Annotated in this window: 13 protein-coding genes, 1 tRNA gene and 2 pseudogenes; 10 read left to right on the plus strand and 6 right to left on the minus strand. The window is 67.9% G+C overall.

Annotated elements, in window-relative coordinates; genetic code table 11:
- The first annotated feature begins 19 nt into the window (after window positions 1-19).
- The 7 genes and pseudogenes from metH (at window position 20) to H5398_RS10220 (ending at window position 8,887) form a co-directional block, all read left to right on the plus strand.
- Window positions 20-3,499 carry a methionine synthase gene (metH, locus tag H5398_RS10185; RefSeq protein ID WP_182799924.1) on the plus strand — a complete coding sequence of 1,160 codons (3,480 nt, stop codon included), beginning with the start codon at window positions 20-22 and terminating at the stop codon, window positions 3,497-3,499.
- Window positions 3,500-3,506: 7 nt separating this feature from the next.
- Window positions 3,507-5,068: pseudogene (locus H5398_RS17805) on the plus strand (HAD-IA family hydrolase); the annotation flags it as partial.
- Window positions 5,065-6,138: a prephenate dehydrogenase gene (locus tag H5398_RS10200; protein ID WP_182799925.1), complete on the plus strand. Its 1,074-nt coding sequence runs from the start codon at window positions 5,065-5,067 to the stop codon at window positions 6,136-6,138. The pseudogene H5398_RS17805 and the gene H5398_RS10200, both read left to right, overlap by 4 nt.
- Window positions 6,135-6,791 (plus strand): (d)CMP kinase, encoded by a 657-nt coding sequence (gene cmk, locus H5398_RS10205; protein WP_182799926.1) that lies wholly within the window; start codon window positions 6,135-6,137, stop codon window positions 6,789-6,791. The genes H5398_RS10200 and cmk overlap by 4 nt, the downstream gene beginning before the upstream one ends.
- A pseudogene (gene der, locus H5398_RS10210) lies at window positions 6,736-8,157 on the plus strand (ribosome biogenesis GTPase Der); the annotation flags it as partial. The gene cmk and the pseudogene der, both read left to right, overlap by 56 nt.
- 94 nt (window positions 8,158-8,251) lie before the next feature.
- Window positions 8,252-8,680 carry an OsmC family peroxiredoxin gene (locus H5398_RS10215; protein WP_182799928.1) on the plus strand — a complete coding sequence of 143 codons (429 nt, stop codon included), beginning with the start codon at window positions 8,252-8,254 and terminating at the stop codon, window positions 8,678-8,680.
- 133 nt (window positions 8,681-8,813) lie between these two features.
- Window positions 8,814-8,887 (plus strand) — tRNA-Pro (locus tag H5398_RS10220).
- A 345-nt stretch (window positions 8,888-9,232) separates the two neighbouring features.
- On the opposite strand, the gene H5398_RS10225 is transcribed toward H5398_RS10220, so the two are convergent.
- From H5398_RS10225 to H5398_RS10235, 3 genes are all read right to left on the minus strand, one after another.
- Complete coding sequence (locus H5398_RS10225; protein ID WP_182782753.1) at window positions 9,233-9,625, minus strand: hypothetical protein; 393 nt, start codon at window positions 9,623-9,625, stop codon at window positions 9,233-9,235.
- 199 nt (window positions 9,626-9,824) lie between these two features.
- Window positions 9,825-11,789 (minus strand): FAD-dependent oxidoreductase, encoded by a 1,965-nt coding sequence (locus H5398_RS10230; RefSeq protein ID WP_182799929.1) that lies wholly within the window; start codon window positions 11,787-11,789, stop codon window positions 9,825-9,827.
- A gap of 247 nt (window positions 11,790-12,036) precedes the next feature.
- Window positions 12,037-12,921 carry a helix-turn-helix transcriptional regulator gene (locus H5398_RS10235; protein WP_182799930.1) on the minus strand — a complete coding sequence of 295 codons (885 nt, stop codon included), beginning with the start codon at window positions 12,919-12,921 and terminating at the stop codon, window positions 12,037-12,039.
- A gap of 101 nt (window positions 12,922-13,022) precedes the next feature.
- On the opposite strand from H5398_RS10235, the gene H5398_RS10240 reads away from it, so the two are divergent.
- Window positions 13,023-13,442, plus strand: coding sequence for a cyclophilin-like fold protein (locus tag H5398_RS10240; protein ID WP_182799931.1), 420 nt, complete (start codon window positions 13,023-13,025; stop codon window positions 13,440-13,442).
- A 2-nt stretch (window positions 13,443-13,444) separates the two neighbouring features.
- Here the strand turns inward: H5398_RS10240 and H5398_RS10245 are convergent, their stop codons facing one another.
- Window positions 13,445-14,056, minus strand: coding sequence for a protealysin inhibitor emfourin (locus H5398_RS10245; protein WP_182782756.1), 612 nt, complete (start codon window positions 14,054-14,056; stop codon window positions 13,445-13,447).
- A 155-nt stretch (window positions 14,057-14,211) separates the two neighbouring features.
- Here H5398_RS10245 and H5398_RS10250 point away from each other — a divergent pair, with 155 nt between their 5' ends.
- Window positions 14,212-14,901: a hypothetical protein gene (locus H5398_RS10250; protein ID WP_182782757.1), complete on the plus strand. Its 690-nt coding sequence runs from the start codon at window positions 14,212-14,214 to the stop codon at window positions 14,899-14,901.
- Window positions 14,902-14,926: 25 nt separating this feature from the next.
- Complete coding sequence (locus H5398_RS10255; RefSeq protein WP_182782758.1) at window positions 14,927-15,481, plus strand: flavodoxin domain-containing protein; 555 nt, start codon at window positions 14,927-14,929, stop codon at window positions 15,479-15,481.
- A 130-nt stretch (window positions 15,482-15,611) separates the two neighbouring features.
- Here H5398_RS10255 and H5398_RS10260 read toward each other — a convergent pair whose 3' ends face one another.
- The gene (locus H5398_RS10260; RefSeq protein ID WP_182799932.1) at window positions 15,612-15,839 is read right to left on the minus strand and encodes a hypothetical protein; all 228 of its coding nucleotides are present in this window, start codon (window positions 15,837-15,839) and stop codon (window positions 15,612-15,614) included.
- Between the two features lie 147 nt (window positions 15,840-15,986).
- Window positions 15,987-16,646: a DUF2278 family protein gene (locus H5398_RS10265; RefSeq protein ID WP_182782760.1), complete on the minus strand. Its 660-nt coding sequence runs from the start codon at window positions 16,644-16,646 to the stop codon at window positions 15,987-15,989.
- Window positions 16,647-16,799 lie beyond the last annotated feature (153 nt).

Raw genomic sequence — 16,799 nt, forward strand, 5'->3', positions numbered from 1 at the left:
GGGCAGGTAGCCTGTGCGGGTGTCGAAAACCCTCTCTGACCTGTTGAACCGTCGCGTCCTCGTCGCCGATGGGGCGATGGGGACCATGCTGCAGTCCTTCGGCGAGCTGTCCGTCGATGAGGACTTCCTCGGGCTTGAAGGCTGCAACGAGATCCTGTCCGTGACCCGCCCGGATGTGGTTGCCTCCGTGCACCGCGCCTACTTCGAGGCCGGTGCGGACGCGGTGGAGACCAACTCGTTCGGCACGAACCTCGCGGCGCTGGCCGAGTACGACATCGTGGACCGCCTCGAGGAGCTGGCTGAGGCTGCGGCCAGGATTGCGCGCGGTGTCGCGGACGAGTTCGGCACCGACGAGTGGCCCCGCTTCGTGCTCGGCTCGATGGGCCCGGGCACCAAGCTGCCTACGCTGGGCCACATCGCGTTCGCCGACATCCGGGACGCCTACCAGCGGCAGGTGGAGGCGATGATCCGCGGCGGCATCGACGCGGTGCAGATCGAGACCTGCCAGGACCTGCTCCAGGCCAAGGCGGCCGTCATCGCCGCCAAGCGCGCGCGCGAGCGGATGGGGGTGGAGCTGCCGATCCTGATCAACGTCACTGTCGAGACCACCGGCACCATGCTGCTCGGCTCGGAGATCGGCGCTGCGCTGACCACTCTCGAGGCGTTGGGCGTGGACTGCATCGGCCTCAACTGTGCCACCGGCCCGGCGGAGATGAGCGAGCACCTCAGGCATCTGTCGCGGCGCGCCGGGATCGCCATCGGAGCCATGCCCAACGCCGGGCTCCCGGAGTTGACCGCCGACGGCGCCCGTTACCCCCTCGGCCCCGACGGGTTGGCCGACGCACTCGGGGCCTACGTCGAGGAGTTCGGCCTTGCCATGATCGGGGGCTGCTGCGGCACCACGCCCGAGCACATCCGGCTGCTGGCTGAGCGTTACGCCGGCCGCGAGGTGGTGCCCAGGCACCCGGAGACCGAGCGGGCGGCGTCGTCGCTGTACATCGAGGTGCCGTTCGCGCAGGACGCGAGCTACCTCAGCATCGGGGAGCGCACCAACGCCAACGGCTCCAAGGCGTTCCGCGACGCCATGCTGGCGGAGAACTGGGACGAGTGTGTGGACATCGCGAAGGCGCAGGCCCGTGACGGGGCCCACGTGCTGGACCTGTGCGTGGACTACGTGGGGCGCGACGGTGCCGCCGACATGGCGGTGCTCGCCGCCCGGCTCTCCACCTCGGTGACCCTTCCGGTCGTCCTCGACTCCACCGAGCCGCCCGTCCTCCAGGCCGGGTTGGAGCGGCTGGCGGGCCGCAGCATCATCAACTCGGTCAACTACGAGGACGGGGACGGGCCGGAATCGCGATTCGGGCGCATCATGCCGATGGTGCGCGAACACGGTGCCGCCGTGGTGGCGCTCACCATCGACGAGGAGGGCCAGGCGCGCACGGCCGAGTGGAAGGTGCGGGTGGCGTCCCGCCTCATCGACGACCTGGTGGGCAACTGGGGGATGGACGTCGGCGACATCCTCGTCGACTGCCTCACGTTCCCCATCGCCACGGGCCAGGAGGAGACCAGGCGCGACGGCATTGAGACCATCGAGGCCATCTCCGAGCTCAAACGCCGCTATCCCGGGGTACGCACCACCTTGGGCGTGTCCAACGTGTCCTTCGGCCTCAACCCAGCGGCGCGCATGGTGCTCAACTCGGTGTTCCTGCACGAGTGCGTCGTCGCCGGCCTGGACTCGGCCATCGTTCACAGCGCCAAGATCATCCCCATGGACCGCATCCCTGAGGAGCAGCGCCTGGTCGCGCTGGACCTCGTCTACGACCGCCGGGACGGTGACTACGATCCTCTGACGAAGTTCCTGGACCTGTTCGAGGGCGTGACGGCGGCCTCGGTGCGGGCTTCGCGTGCCGCCGAGCTGGCCGCGCTCCCGCTGGCCGAGCGGCTGCAGCGCCGCATCATCGATGGTGAGGGCAAGGGCCTCGCCGCGGACCTGGATGAGGCCCTCCAGGGCAAGGCCGCGCTGGACATCATCAACGAGGACCTCCTGGCGGGCATGAAGGTGGTGGGGGAGCTGTTCGGGTCCGGCCAGATGCAGCTCCCGTTCGTGCTGCAGTCCGCCGAGGTGATGAAGCAGTCGGTGGCCTATCTCGAGCCCCACATGGAGAAGGCCGACGACGATGCCGGGAAGGGCACCCTGGTGCTGGCGACGGTCCGCGGCGACGTGCACGACATCGGCAAGAATCTCGTCGACATCATCGTCAGCAACAACGGCTACACGGTGATCAACATCGGCATCAAGCAGCCCATCCAGGCCATCGTCGAGGCCGCCCAGCAGCACGGGGCGGACGCGATCGGCATGTCCGGGCTCCTGGTGAAGTCCACGCTGGTGATGAAGGACAACCTCGCCGAGCTCAACCGCCTCGGTCTGGCGGAGAAGTACCCGGTGCTCCTCGGCGGCGCGGCGCTGACCAGGACCTTCGTCGAGCACGACCTCGGCGACATGTTCGACGGCGAGGTGCGCTACGCCAAGGACGCCTTCGAGGGCCTGGCGCTGATGGACGCCGTGATGGCCGTCAAGCAGGGCATTCCGGGTGCGGCGCTGCCCGCGCCGCGGAAGCGCCGCTACGCCAAGACCTCCCTGGTGGAGGTCGTGGAGCCGGAGCTGGGGGTCCGCTCGGAGGTCGCCCGTGGCGTCGACGTGCCCACGCCCCCGTTCTGGGGCACCCGCGTGGTGAAGGGCATCGCCCTGGCCGAGGTGGCAGCCTGGCTGGACCACCGGGCCACGTTCCTGGGGCAATGGGGGCTCAAGCCGCTGCGCGACGGCGCCTCCTACGAGGAGCTCGTCGAGACCGAGGCCATGCCGCAGCTGCGGATGTGGCTGGACCGGATCAAGACCGACAACCTCGCCAACTTCGGAGTGGTCTACGGCTACTTCCCGGTGCACTCGGCTGGGGAGACGCTGATCGTCGGGTCGCCGGAGGATCCGGCACGCGAGGTGGCACGGTTCACGTTCCCGCGGCAGCGCCGCGACAAGCGGCTGTGCCTGGCGGACTTCTTCCGCGACGAGGAGGAGGCCGCCGCCCACGGCCCGGACGTCCTGGCGATGCAGCTGGTCACCATGGGGGCGGAGGTCGCCAAGGCAACGCAACGAATCTTCGAGGCCAACGCCTACCGTGACTACCTGGAACTGCACGGACTCTCCGTGCAACTCACCGAGGCGCTGGCAGAGCTGTGGCACAGCCGCATCCGCGAGGACCTCGGCTTCGCCGCCAGCCCCGACATCACCGCCGCCATCCGGGACCAGGCGTACCGCGGGTCGCGCTACTCATTCGGCTACCCCGCCTGCCCGGATCTCGAGGACCGCGCGAAGTTGGTGGCGCTGCTCGATCCGTCGCGCATCGGCGTGGAGCTGAGCGAGGAGCTTCAGCTGCACCCCGAGCAGTCCACCGACGCCATCGTCGTGCACCACCCCGAGGCGAAGTACTTCAATGCAGGCTGAGCCGAAGGCGGTCCTCTGGGACTTCGACGGCACCCTGGTGGACACCGAGCCGCTGTGGGCCGCCACAGAGCGCGAGATGCTGGCCGGGTACGGCGTCGAGTGGGGTGAGGACATGATGCTGGCCTGCCACGGGCAGCACGCCATGATCACCGCGCAGATGATGGCCGACGACATGGGAATCCCGGAGGAGGCGGCCTCGGTGTGGCAGGAGCTCCATGAGCGCATCGCCGCCCACATCCGCGCCCACGACCTGCCGTGGATGGCCGGGGCGCGGGAGCTGATGGCCGAGCTGGCCGACGCGGGCGTGCCGTGCGCCATCGTCACCGCCAGCGACCGCATCATCCTGGAGGCGGCCCGCGAGCGGCTGCCCGGCAACGTGGAGGTCATCGTGACCGTCGACGAGGTGTCGCGGGCGAAACCGCACCCCGAGGGCTACCTGACGGCGGCCTCCAGGTTGGGCGTGGCCGCCGAGGATGCTGTGGCCCTGGAGGACTCCGTCCCCGGGACCACCGCCGCGCTGGCCGCGGGTGCGGTGGTCTACGCTGTCCCGTCGATGGTGGACCTGCCGCCGCATCCCCGCATGCATGTCTCCTCCCGCGGGCTGACCACCACCACGTGGCCGGAGCTGGCCAGCGTGTGGCGTGAGTTGAAGGAAGTCAGATGAACCTTTCCGGCGTGAACACAGGCCCGCTCAAGGCGGGGGACCGGGTCACTCTCACCGACGGCAAGGGCCGCCGCAAGTCGATCCTCCTGAAGGACGGCGGGGTCTGGCACACCACCAAGGGCGCCGTCAGCCACGACGAGCTGATCGGCGGACCTGAGGGCGTCACGGTGACCTCCGCCGGGGGGCAGCAGTATCTGGCGTTCCGGCCGCTGATGAGTGAGTTCATGGTCTCGATGCCGCGGGACGCCGCCGTCATCTATCCCAAGGACGCCGCGCAGATCCTCATGTGGACCGACATCTACCCGGGCGCCCGCGTACTGGAGGCAGGCGTCGGGTCGGGCGCGTTGTCGATCGCGCTGCTGCGCGCCATCGGGCCTGAGGGTTCGCTGCACTCCTACGAGCGCCGCCAGCAGTTCGCCGACGTGGCCCGCGGCAACGTTGAGGCCTTCCTCGGGGGGCCGCACCCCGCCTGGCGGCTGACCGTCGGGGACCTCGTGGAGGCCATCGACGACGAGCCCATCGACCGTGCGGTACTGGACATGCTGGCTCCGTGGGAGTGCATCGACGCCGTGGGGGAGCGTCTCGTCGCCGGCGGGGTTCTCACCTGCTACGTGGCCACAGCCACCCAGCTCGGCAAGGTGGCCGACACGTTCCGGGCCCACGGAGGATTCACCGAGCCGCACGCCACCGAGACCACGGTGCGCGACTGGCACGCCGAGGGCCTCGCCATCCGGCCTGGCCACGGCACCTCGGGGCATACCGGCTTCCTCATCACCTCCCGACGGTTGGCGCCCGGGGTCGCGGCGCCGATGCGCAAGCGGCGCCCCGCCCCCGGTGCCTACGGACCCGACTATCAGGGCCCCCGGCCGGCGAACATCCCCGCCGAGCTCGGCGGCAGGGCATGACGCGGCGGGTGCTGATCCTGGGCGCCGGCCTGGTGGGGTCGTCGCTGGGCCTGGCGCTGACCCGCGCCGGCTACGACGTGATGCTGTGGGACATTGTCTCCTCGCATTCCCTGGTGGCCGCCGGGCTCGGTGCCGGTCGCATCAGCGACGAGTCCACGGACAACCCGGACATCGTGGTGGTGGCCACCCCGCCCGCCGTGATCCCCGCCCTGGTGGCTGAGGTGCTCGGCAAGTTTCCTGACGCCGTGGTGACCGACGTCGGGTCCGTGAAGGCGCCCATCCTCGCCGCCGTCGCCACCCTGGTGCCCGAACACCGCCGCTACGTCGGCTCGCATCCGATGGCTGGCTCGCAGTTCACCGGTCCGCTCACGGCGTCGGGGGACCTGTTCCGCGACCGCACCTGGGTGGTGACCCCCGTCGCGGGGAACGCCCCGGAGGATGTGGTTGCTGTCGAGCAGTTGGCCCGGGATGTGGGCGCGCTGGTGGTGACCATGCCCCCGGCGGAGCACGACGAGGCGGTGGCGCAGGTCAGCCACGTTCCGCACCTGATGAGCATCCTGACGGCCAGCCATCTGAGGGAGGTGCCGGCGGGCAATCTGAGGCTGGCGGGGCAGGGGATCCGTGACGTCACGCGCATCGCCGGCTCGGACCCGGCTCTCTGGCGCCAGATCCTGACCGCGAACGCGGGGGCAGTGCGGCACGAGCTGAGTGAGGTGGCGCAGGATCTCAGCCACCTCATCGGCGTCCTGGACCAGCCGGAGGAGCTCGAGCGGTTCCTGGCGATGGGTCAGGCGGGTGCCCACTCGCTGGTGGGCAAGCACGGCCACGACCCGCTGGACACGGTGTCGGTCACGGTCGAGATCCCGGACGAGCCCCGCGCGCTGGGTCGGCTGTTCACCGACATCGGCGAGGCCGGGTTCAACGTGGAAGACTTCGAGCTCACGCACGATCCGGTGCGCGAGGTGGGCTACCTGTCGATCTCGGTGGAGCGCGAGATGGCGGAGCAGTTGCGGGCAGACATCGTGGCCCGCGGGTGGACCGGCTGGGCCGGAAGGGGAGGCGTTCAATGAGCTTGCTGATCGCGATCGACGGGCCCAGCGGGTCGGGGAAGTCCACCACCGCGAAGCTCCTGGCCGGCCGTCTGGGGCTCGGCTACCTTGACACCGGCGCCATGTACCGCGCGGCCACCACCGAGTATCTGCGCCGCTACCCTGACGGCGCCTCGGACGAGGAGGCGGCGGCACTGGTGGCGGGCTGCGACCTTGTGGTGCGGACCTCTCCCGATGCGCCAGCGTTCGTCATCGACGGGACGGATGTGACTCTCGAGATCCGGGAGCCCCGGATCTCGGCGGCCGTGTCCCGGATCGCCACGAACCTCGAGGTCCGGCGTCTGCTGACCTCCATGATGCGCCGCATCATCGATGAGCACGGCGGTCGGATGGTGGTCGAGGGCCGCGACATCACCACCGTCGTCGCACCTGACGCCGATGTGAGGGTGCTCCTCGTCGCGGACCCGGCGGCACGAGTGGCGCGCCGCGCGGCCGAGGTGGCGGACCTCGCCACCGCGGACGAGGTGACGGACCAAGTGTTGCGTCGGGATCGCGACGACTCGACGGTGGCAAACTTCACCGAGGCCGCCGAGGGGGTCACGGTGATCGACTCCACGTGGCTCAGCCCCGACGAGGTGGTTGATCGAATCGTCGCGCTTGTCCGCTCCCAGTAGGATGGAGAGTCCGCACCAAGACCAAGGAGCCACTGTGAGCGAGCTGCGCAAGCCGATCGTTGCCGTCGTCGGGCGGCCCAACGTCGGCAAGTCGATGCTGGTCAACCGCATCCTTGGCCGCCGCGAGGCGGTGGTGCAGGATCAACCCGGCGTCACGCGAGACCGCGTGTCCTACGACGCCAACTGGAACGGCCGCGAGTTCGTGCTCGTGGACACGGGTGGTTGGCTCTCCGACGCCCAGGGCATGGCAGCGCAGATCGCGGAGCAGGCAGAACTGGCCATCTCACTGGCGGACGCCGTGCTGTTCGTCGTGGACGCCCACGTCGGCACCCTCGACGAGGACGAGGCCGTGGTCCGCGTCCTGCGCCGATCAAACAAGCCCGTCGTCCTGGCCGCCAACAAGGTCGACGATCAACGCCACGAGGTGATGGCCGCCACGATGTGGAATCTGGGGCTGGGGGAGCCGTACCCCGTCTCCGCCATGCACGGTCGCGGCTCCGGTGATCTCCTCGATGCGCTCCTCGCCGCGCTGCCTGAGGCGCCACGGGAGGCCGAGGTCGAGGCGGCCGGGCCACGTCGCGTGGCCATCGTCGGGAAGCCCAACGTGGGCAAGTCGTCCCTGCTGAACAAGCTGGCCGACCAGCAGAGGGTCGTGGTCTCGGACATCTCCGGCACCACCGTGGACCCCGTCGACGAGATCGTCGAGGTGGGTGGACAGGTGTATCGGCTGATCGACACCGCCGGCATCCGCCGCCGCGTCAAGGAGGCCAGCGGGCACGAGTACTACGCCAGCCTCCGCACACAGGCGGCGATCGAGCGCGCCGAGGTCTGCATCATGGTGATCGACGCCTCCGAGCCGCTCACGGACCAGGACCTGCGCATCCTCAACTCCATCGAGGATGCGGGGCGCGCGATGGTCATTGCGTTCAATAAGTGGGATCTCACCGACGAGGAGCGGCGCAAGTATCTGGAGCGTGAGATCGACCGCGACCTGACGGGTTGGCGCTGGGCGCCCACCGTGAACATCTCGGCGCTGACCGGCCGCAACGTCGACAAGCTCAGTAAGGCCATCGAGGCCGCTGCGGCAGGGTGGGAGACCAGAATCTCCACCGGCAAGCTGAACGCCTTCCTCGGCCGACTCGCCGCGGCACACCCGCACCCGGTGCGGGGCGGCAAGCAGCCGCGCATTCTCTTCGGCACGCAGGCGCACAACTGCCCGCCCATGTTCGTGCTCTTCACCAGCGGGCTCATGGACGAGCAGTACAAGCGCTTCGTCGAGCGCCGGCTGCGCGAGGACTTCGGCTTCGTCGGATCACCCGTGCAGGTTGAGGTCCGGGCGCGGGAGAAGCGCAAGGACCGCGTCTGATCGTCTTTGGTGGCTCTTCCCGAGGAGGCCGACGGTGTGGTTGGGTGGAGGTCAAACGCACGTGACCCCTCCGGGGCCGACAGTAGGAGACATCATGGCAACCACCAGCACCGCGCAGGCACATTGGGAAGGCAGCCTCTTCGAAGGCTCGGGACAGGTCGAGTTGGTGACTTCCGGCCTCGCGACGTTCGACGTGGCATGGGGCGCTCGCGCGGAGTCCGGCCAAGGTGCTACCAATCCGGAGGAACTCATCGCGGCCGCGCACGCCACGTGCTTCTCGATGGCGCTGTCGAACATCTTGGCCAAGAATGACACGCCCCCGGCCTCACTGGATACGAAGGCCGACGTCACGTTCGTGCCAGGGACGGGGATCACCGGGAGCCACCTCACGGTCGTCGGCCGGGTCCCCGGGTTGACCGCGGACGAGTTCCTCGCCTTCGCGGGGACGGCCAAGGCAGAATGCCCCGTATCCCAGGCGCTGGCCGGTGTCGAGATCACGATGGACGCCAGTTTCGAGGAGTGAGTGGGCTCCTGAAAGCGATTGGGCAGCCGTCATCCTTGACGCCTGCCCGTCGCGTCGGAACTGACACGATGGGTCGATGTGCCAAGTCCGGGCAAAGTCGCTAAGCTGTGCGAGTTGCCAGAGATGGCGACGGCGGGCTGTAGCGCAGCTTGGTAGCGCACTTGACTGGGGGTCAAGGGGTCGCAGGTTCAAATCCTGTCAGCCCGACAAGTGAAACACCTTGTCACACGTGATTCACCGCGATCACCGGGGTCTTTGCACCCCTCACGAATCCTAGGGTCCGGGCCATCGGTAGCCGGTACAACTCCCCTCTCTGGCGATGGTCCTGCAGGATGCTATCCATGTGGCGGTTTCTGCGTATATGCACAGAAACCGCCACATGGATAGCATCCTGCAGACAGACCAGAGCCTGCCAGATCGTGAATCCTAGATCGTCGTCTGGCCCGAACGGCGTCTTGACCAATTCCAAACCAACAAGGCCGGCTGAGCGCGCACTGTGCCACTCCGGGTTGAAGCTCCCAGGTCCTGGAAGCCGGGCCACGCATGCTCGGGCTATGACGGCCAGGCGCAGGCCACTCCGGACATCGGCCCCTCCAGGCCCCGGGTCGACACCACCGACACTGCGTAGCAGCGCTCCGCCGAGGGATCGCTGCCAGAGGGCCACGGCCAGTAGTCGGGAGCGTCCACGATCCCCAGCTTGCCCGGCACCAGGACCCCCACGGCGTCGGCCGTGACTACGGCCAGCAGGTCGAACTGCCCGATGAACTTGCGGCGATAGACCCGATAGTGCGCCACCGAAGCCGGGGCGGCCAGCGGATTCCAGGTGACCTGGACCTCCGCGCTGCCCCCGGCCGGGGTCGCGGTCAGCCCTGATGGGGCTGCCGGCGGACGGCAGCACCACGGGAGCCGGGTGAGCCGGCCGATCTGCCTCATGATTCCGGACATGGGAGACCCTCTCTGTCGAACGGGGCTGCCGATGCCCTGGAACCGGTCGCCGCAGACCCTGATTTCACGCTAGTCGCACCCCAGGCCAGCTGGCGACGAACCGTCAAAGAGAGGCGCCGCGGACTGGATAGCACTTGGTTCGTCGACTACGCTGCCGAGTTCCCAAAGTCCCCGACCCCATCTGCTTCAGCCCGGTCGGTCAGAGGCTGAATGCCAGCTCGTAGGCATCGTTGATTGCGTCACCGACCTTGCGGGGTGTCACGCAGTCACCGACGGGGTGGACCGGCCGGTTGGCCGTCTGCGCAGCGAACGGAGCCCCGGCACCGACCTTGCCGAGTTCCTCAGCCAGTTCCTGTGCCGGCCGCACGCCGAAGGCCGCTACCACTGTGTCGGCTTCCAGTGTCACCTCGCCGTCGGGTCCTTCGACGACGACGCCGGTGTCGGTGATCTCCTTCACCTTGTGGCTTGTCAGGATCTGAACGTTGCACTCAGCCATCGAGCGCAGCAGCGAAATGCGGTTGAGGAACAACATGTCACGGGCGATCTCGTCCAGCATTTCGACCACTGTCACCTCGTGACCGTCCTGAGCGAGTTCGAGGCCGAGGTCGGCGCCGGACCGGCCGCCGCCGCAGATGATGACGCGGTGGGCGGGCTGCCCACCTGTATGAGCGTCGATGACGTCCATGACGATCGGCTTGTCCATGCCGCGAATCGGCGGGTGCAGCGGGTGCGAACCCGTAGCCACGATGATCTCGTCGGCTTCTGCCAGCTCGGCCGAGTCCTGAGTGATCTCGGCATCAAGGTGGACGGTCACGTTCGGCAGTTCGGCGAGCTCACCGGCCCACCAGTCGATCATCTTCCGCAGCTCGCGCTTGAAGTCCGGCGTCGCGGCCGGGAAAAGTACGCCTCCGATGCGGCTCTCCTTGTCGTAGACGTCAACCGTGTGGCCGCGCAGGCCCGCGACCCGCGCCGCCTCGAGGCCGGCCGGACCGGCGCCGACAATCACGATCCTCTTCGGCGTGGCGGTCTTGGTGATGATGCGATCCGCCTCGTGTGCGACCTCGGGGTTCACTGCACAGCCGATCGCCTTGCCGTTGAAGGCATTCCCCGTGCAGAGCTGGTTGCAGCGGATACAGGGACGGATTCGGGCAGCTTGGCCGGCTTCGATCTTGCGGATGATGTGCGGGTCGGCGATGAGTCCGCGCCCGATGCCGATCATGTCGGCGGCGCCGCGGGCCAGCACCTTCTCGCCGCTCTCAGGCGTGATATTGCCGCAGGCTGCGACGGGGATTCTGACGACTGGCTTCACTGCCGCAGCCGCCGAGACCATGCAGTCGTCGCCGAGGTAGTAGGGCGGGAAGACGTAGTCCATGGCCTCGTAGGAGCCGTCGTCGCAAATGAGCAGGTCGATGCCGGCCTTCTCCAGGTGTTGGACGATCTCTCGGGTCTCCTGCCAGCTCCGGCCGCCCTCGAAGCGGTGATTCACCGAGATGCGGAAGCTGACTGGCAGCCCCGGGGCGTTCTTCCTGATCGCGGAAATGAGTTCAGCGGCGAAGCGGCAGCGGTTCTCGGTGCTGCCCCCGTACTGGTCGGTGCGGCGGTTCCAGCACGAACTCATGAACTGGTCGACCAGGTAGCCGGTGTGGCCGTGGATGTCGATCACATCGACGCCCGCCTCGAAGGCCCGGCGGGCGGCCTCTCCGGTATCGGACACGATGCGCTGGATCTCCTCGACCTCCAGCGGCTTGCACAGCACGCCCGGGTCGAAGAACCACGTGTTGTCCGACGATGACCGCGGCTCCATGTTCAGGGTCTGGCAATACTGGTTGTTGCGCCCAAGCCCCATCGTCAACTGCAGGGCGAGGACGCTGCCCCCCTCGTGGACTGCGTCCGCGATCGCCTTGATGCCGGGGGTGTGTGCGTCGGTGTCGATGCGCGAGAGGCCGGGGGCAATCGGATCGAAGATCCCGGAGACGAAGTTGATGCCGGTCATCACCAAGCCAGTGCCGCCCTTGGCGCGCTCGCCGTAGTAGGCCGCCTCTGCCGGCGTCGAATGCCCGTCGTGGGTGCCGAATTCGGTACCCATGGGGGTCAGGAGCAGCCGGTTCCTGAGTTGGAGGTTGCCGATCGTGATCGGCTGCAGCAGGTGCTCGAATGTGGTCATGTGAACGCTTCCTCAGCTGTCCGAGCGGGTGAAGTCCCGTGACTCCTTCAGGGTAGAACGCGGACGAATCCCCAGATGAAAAAGACCCGAACCCGCCCAGACAACCCAGAGAGCTGCACTGCCCACACACTTACCTGCGCTCCCGCCAGCTTGGTTGGCGCGGCCATCGCCTCCTCGACGCGGGGTCACTCACAAGGTCTCGGGCCATAGCATCCGAGCCTCGCGTGAGAGACCCGACTGTCGCGAGTCAGCTCAAGGGCGGATGAGCCGGGACTGTCATCGACGAGGCCCAGGAGCCGAGGAGGCGCAGCGTTTCGGCGTCGCGGGTGCCGGGTTCGGCGCTGAGGACGGTGAGTTGAGCGCTGGGGTGGCCGACGATGTCGAGGCCGTCGTAGTGGAGGGTCATCTCTCCGACGGCGTGGTGGCGGTACCGCTTGACGCCGGAGTCGTGTTGCCAGACGTCGTGGTGGCTCCACAGGGTGCGGAAGTGCTCGCTCCTGGTGGACAGTTCGCCGACGAGGTCGTGGAGTTGCTTGTCGTGGGGGTCGCGGCCGGCTTCGGTGCGCAGCATCGCCACGTTCATTGCTGCGGAGGCGTCCCAGTCTGGGTACAAGTCCTGTGATGCGGGGTCGAGAAAGGTGTAGCGGGCGAAGTTGGGTGGCTGCTCTGTGGCGTTAGTGATCATCTGGTCCATGAGGGCTCCGCCGAGGGTGTTCCAGGCCAGCAGGTCGGTGCGGCCGTTGCCGATCATGGCCACGGCGGAGGACATTGAGTCCAGGACCCACTGGATACTTGACGATGGCCGCCAGGTTTTCGGGGTTCGGCCGCGGCGGCGTGGTGTGGGGGTGGTGTTGTCGGCTTGGCGGGCGAGGCGGTAGAGGTGTCCGCGTTCGGCATCGTCCATCAGCAGTGCTTTCGCAAGGCCGTCAAGGACGGCTGAGGAGGCTCCGGCGATGGCGCCCCGTTCGAGGCGGGCGTAGTACTCGACGCTGACGCCGGCCAGGGTGGCTGCCTCGCTGCGGCGCAGTCCGGAGACGCGGCGGTCGCCCACGCGGGGGAGTCCGACCATTTCGGGTTCCACGCGCGCTCGGCGCGACATCAGGAACTCACGAACCTCGGAGCGGTTGTCCATGGATTCAGGCTACGTCGGAGGGGGATGCTGGCGGGATACCCTGCCAGGGCACGTCACACCCGGGACTCCCCAACCCCTGCCTGCGCGGATTCACTGGTCCTATGACGCTTCGATTCCTGACTGCCTTCGCCCTCACCGCCGTCGCCGCGACCGTGTCCGCCTGCTCCACGGCGGGAGGGTCTGAGATGACCCTCGACCTCTCGCTGAACACGACGCCGGCGATGGTCGCCCAGCTTCCGGACACCTTGTCTTTCAGTGACCGCATGGGTACCGCGCAGGTCGCCCAGCTGCCGGATGCGCTCAACGTCGCGGGCGATCCGATGACCAACTATGAGCCCGGCGACGTCGGTTACTCCCCGGTTGAGCGGTCGCTGGTGGTGTTCCTCACCGCCGGCGCGGGGGAGGCGGCCGCCGACCTGGTGAAAGTCGGCCGCGTGGACAGCGGACTCGGGGACCTGTCGAACTGCGTCCTGGACTGTGAGGTCGCGCTCGTCTCCACAGTGACCCCCACCGTGTCATGAGCTCAGCCCAGGTCGTCGGTGAGGCCAGGGAAGCGCGCTGGAGTCCGGGCGGCCGCCCACTCGACCAACGCGAGGAGGGCCTCTGTGTCTTCAGCGTCGATGCCGTCGCCACGGATCACCTCATGGTTGCGCCTGCCGACCGCGATCCAGAGCCGCATCGTGATCCCGTCGTTGACGGGTGACTCCGGCAGGACGTTGGCGACGTTGAAGAAGTCGGCCTCGGTGATCAGGCGCCGTAGCTCATCCTCCTCTGCGTCCGAGAGTTGGTAGCTGTCGGTTTCGTAGAAGGTGGAACCTCCGGCGATCCCTCCCGAGATCGAGTAGCGCAGCCTGATCTCGGTGTCCGGGTGCGGGACCTGCTCCAGGGCCCGGCGTACGTTGCCCCGTTGGTCGGCGTGGTAGGTGAAGCCGTCGCTCAACTGGATGAGGTATCCCGGCGTGATCACGTCTGCGCATGCGTCGTCGTCTGCAGGGACGCCCAGGCACGAGTCGGGCCACTCCCGTGCCTCCATGCGTTCCAGCGCCACGCCCTCGACGGGGACCCGCAGCAGGTCTGCGGCGTCGTTGAGTGCGGCTGACAGGGCGGAAAGGGCCGGGTGGTCAACGGCGGTCATGGTGCGCTCCTTGGGTGGGGTTGCGACGCTTCCGGGTTGTGTGGTGACTCTAATGATTCCCCTCCAAGGAGGAAAGGGACTTAAGGCCACTGTCACGCCGGGGCACTCCCGGCTACTGTGGGCGGCATCCTCGACCCCACGGAGAAGGAGAAACCATGGACATCCCGACCGCGGACACTGAGCCACTCGAGTTCACGAGCGTCGCCCAGGGCGACAACGGGCCCGAGGAGGCCGTCGCCGCAGTGCTCCGCGACCAACCGTCCTTCGCCGACTTCTTCCAGGGCGAACCGCCGACTGGTCAGCCTGTCGACTGGGACACGGAGGTGGTAACCGTCGTCGCGCTGGGTCAACGGCGCGGGGGAGCCACTGTCACCATCGAGGAGATCCGGCTCTACAACCGCGGAATTCGCGGAGGGACCGCGGATGTCCACTACCTCGAGGTCGAGGATGAGTTCGGCGGCGCGACGGTCACCTTCCCGTTCCACGCTGTCCGGTCGTCGCGCTTCGGTCACGCGTTCTTCTACCGAGTAGGGAACGCGGACGTACCGGCCGCCCTGTTCCAGAGCTGGCGTGGCCCGATTCGCATGGACGACGACGGTGTCGGCGTCTACATCCCGCGGGAGGGAGCTCCGTTGTCGCGGTCGGTGGCAGGGTTCTCGGTCGAGGACGATGGCACATTCGTCGCCGTCCACGACTCCCAGACGGACGGTCCGGTTCCAGTGTCCGGGCGTTGGCAGCCGACGCCGGAGGGGCTAGCGGTCCAGCTTGTGGACGGCCGTGCGTTCACCCTGCAGGTGCTGTCCGTAGACAGCCACGAGTTGCGCGCCCGCACCGTGGAGCATTGAAACCACGCAGGGGGAGGGCAAGAGGATGAAGGTACTCGTGGCCTATGCGACCCGACACGGATCAACGGCTGGGATCGCCGAGCGGATAGCCGAGGTGCTCACGCAGGAGGGCCTCTCAGCGCAGGCGGTGCCGGTCGAGTCCGCCGATCCGCCCGAGAACTACGACGCAGTCGTCCTCGGCGGCGCCGCGTACATGTTCCACTGGCTCAAGCCGGCGCTGCAGTACGCGCACCGGCACCGCGCGGCGCTGTCCACACGGTCCGTGTGGTTGTTCAGTAGCGGACCCCTCGGCACCGAGCCCGTGGACGCCGAAGGCAACGACGCGCTGGCAGTCGCCCGCCCGCGGGAGTTCGACGAACTCACCCAATCGCTGTCGCCACGCGGGGAACGGGTGTTCTTCGGCGCGTTCGACCCCACCCACAAGCCGATCGGCTTCGGGGAACGGGTCACCCGCGCCATGCCTGCCGCACAGGACCTGCTGCCTGCGGGCGACTTCCGCGACTGGGACGACATCGAGTCGTGGGCCAAGGAGATCGCGGAGGAGCTTCGCAGCGGGGACCACCCCCCAACTGCATCGTGAGCGCGCGGCCGCTGGCGCGACCATACTAAAGAACCCTCGCCGGTGTGGCTGGCCCGGAGGGGCGGCCACCGCCCGTTAGCCGCTCAGCCCAACTGATCGCTGATGGCGTGGTCTGTGGAGAGTTGGGCTGTCACCCAGGAATCGTGAACTCGATGGTTGAGTCGTCAAGGTAGGCGTTCCCCGGCCCGATCGCGTCAAGGGTGTCGAACCAGGGTCGCGCGATGGACATCTCCAGCCGGTGGTCGCCATCGGGAAGGGCCCCCAATGGCAGGATCAGCGCCTGCGTGGCGGGCGCTTTCTGGATGACGGCGCACTCCTGGTCCACCCAGCTCACGTGCACCCACATGCACCGGGACATGCCAGCCGATGATGCGTAGCTGAGCGTTGAGGGTCCAGCTGTTTCGGCCAGCAGCTCCCGATCCTCGCGGCTGAGCGCCGGGGCGCGCACCGTGTCTCGGCGTGGCCCGAGAGGTCGAGGACCACGCGGTCGTGAGGTCGCAGCGGCTCAGAGTGGGCGGCCAAGGGAGTCGGTCTTGAAGGACTGGGTCTTGAACTTGTTGAGGAAGGCCCAGAGCTCCCCGGCGCTGGTCTCGACGATGGTGGCGCCGTCCTGCCAGATTCCGTTCTCGAGGTCGTGGCCGCTGCCGATGGGGTCGCCCTGGTTCTGGTGGATGTTGTGGACGCCCAAACCGCTGGTGAACGGTTCGCCAAACACGTAGCAGCGGACGGCCTGGTTGATGATCGTCTCCAGATCGGTGAGCGCCTGGATTCCGGTGCCGCTGTTCCATCGCGGGTTCCAGCGCAGCCAGGAGAGGAGACGGAACAGGAAACCGGCGAAGCGTACGGTGCGGACCAGAAGGGGTGGATGCAGCGACCCCGATCGGAAGTAGTCCAGCGCCCCGGACGTGGGGGTCGACGTGAGGCTGTGCCATCCGTCGGGGAGGCCCTTGATGCCGGCGAAGTCGGTGGTGCGAATCTTGACTTTGCGCCATTGGATGCCGTCAGGCATGTTCTTGGGGTCGACGTCGATCGCGCATTTGTAGTTGCCCAACGGCGTGTGTACGACGAGGTTTCCGTGGTAGTAGCGCCCGAAGTTGTCGGGCGGGTCACGGAAATAGTCGTGCTTGGTCCCGATCACCAATCCGTAGCCGCTGCTCAAGGGCATGTCTGCTCCTCCTCAGAACGTCGACGCACCAGGCCTTGCTGAGTGGGTGCCCTCTCGAGGCCGCCACCTGCTCTGGGCGGTTGCCGAGGCGGTCAATCTCCTGGTCGTGGACTGGGCACCCATGGGTATCTCCCTGGTGAAGTGGCCGGTAGG

It is taken from the genome of Tessaracoccus sp. MC1679 (assembly GCF_014164775.1).
Taxonomy (GTDB): Bacteria; Actinomycetota; Actinomycetes; order Propionibacteriales; family Propionibacteriaceae; genus Arachnia.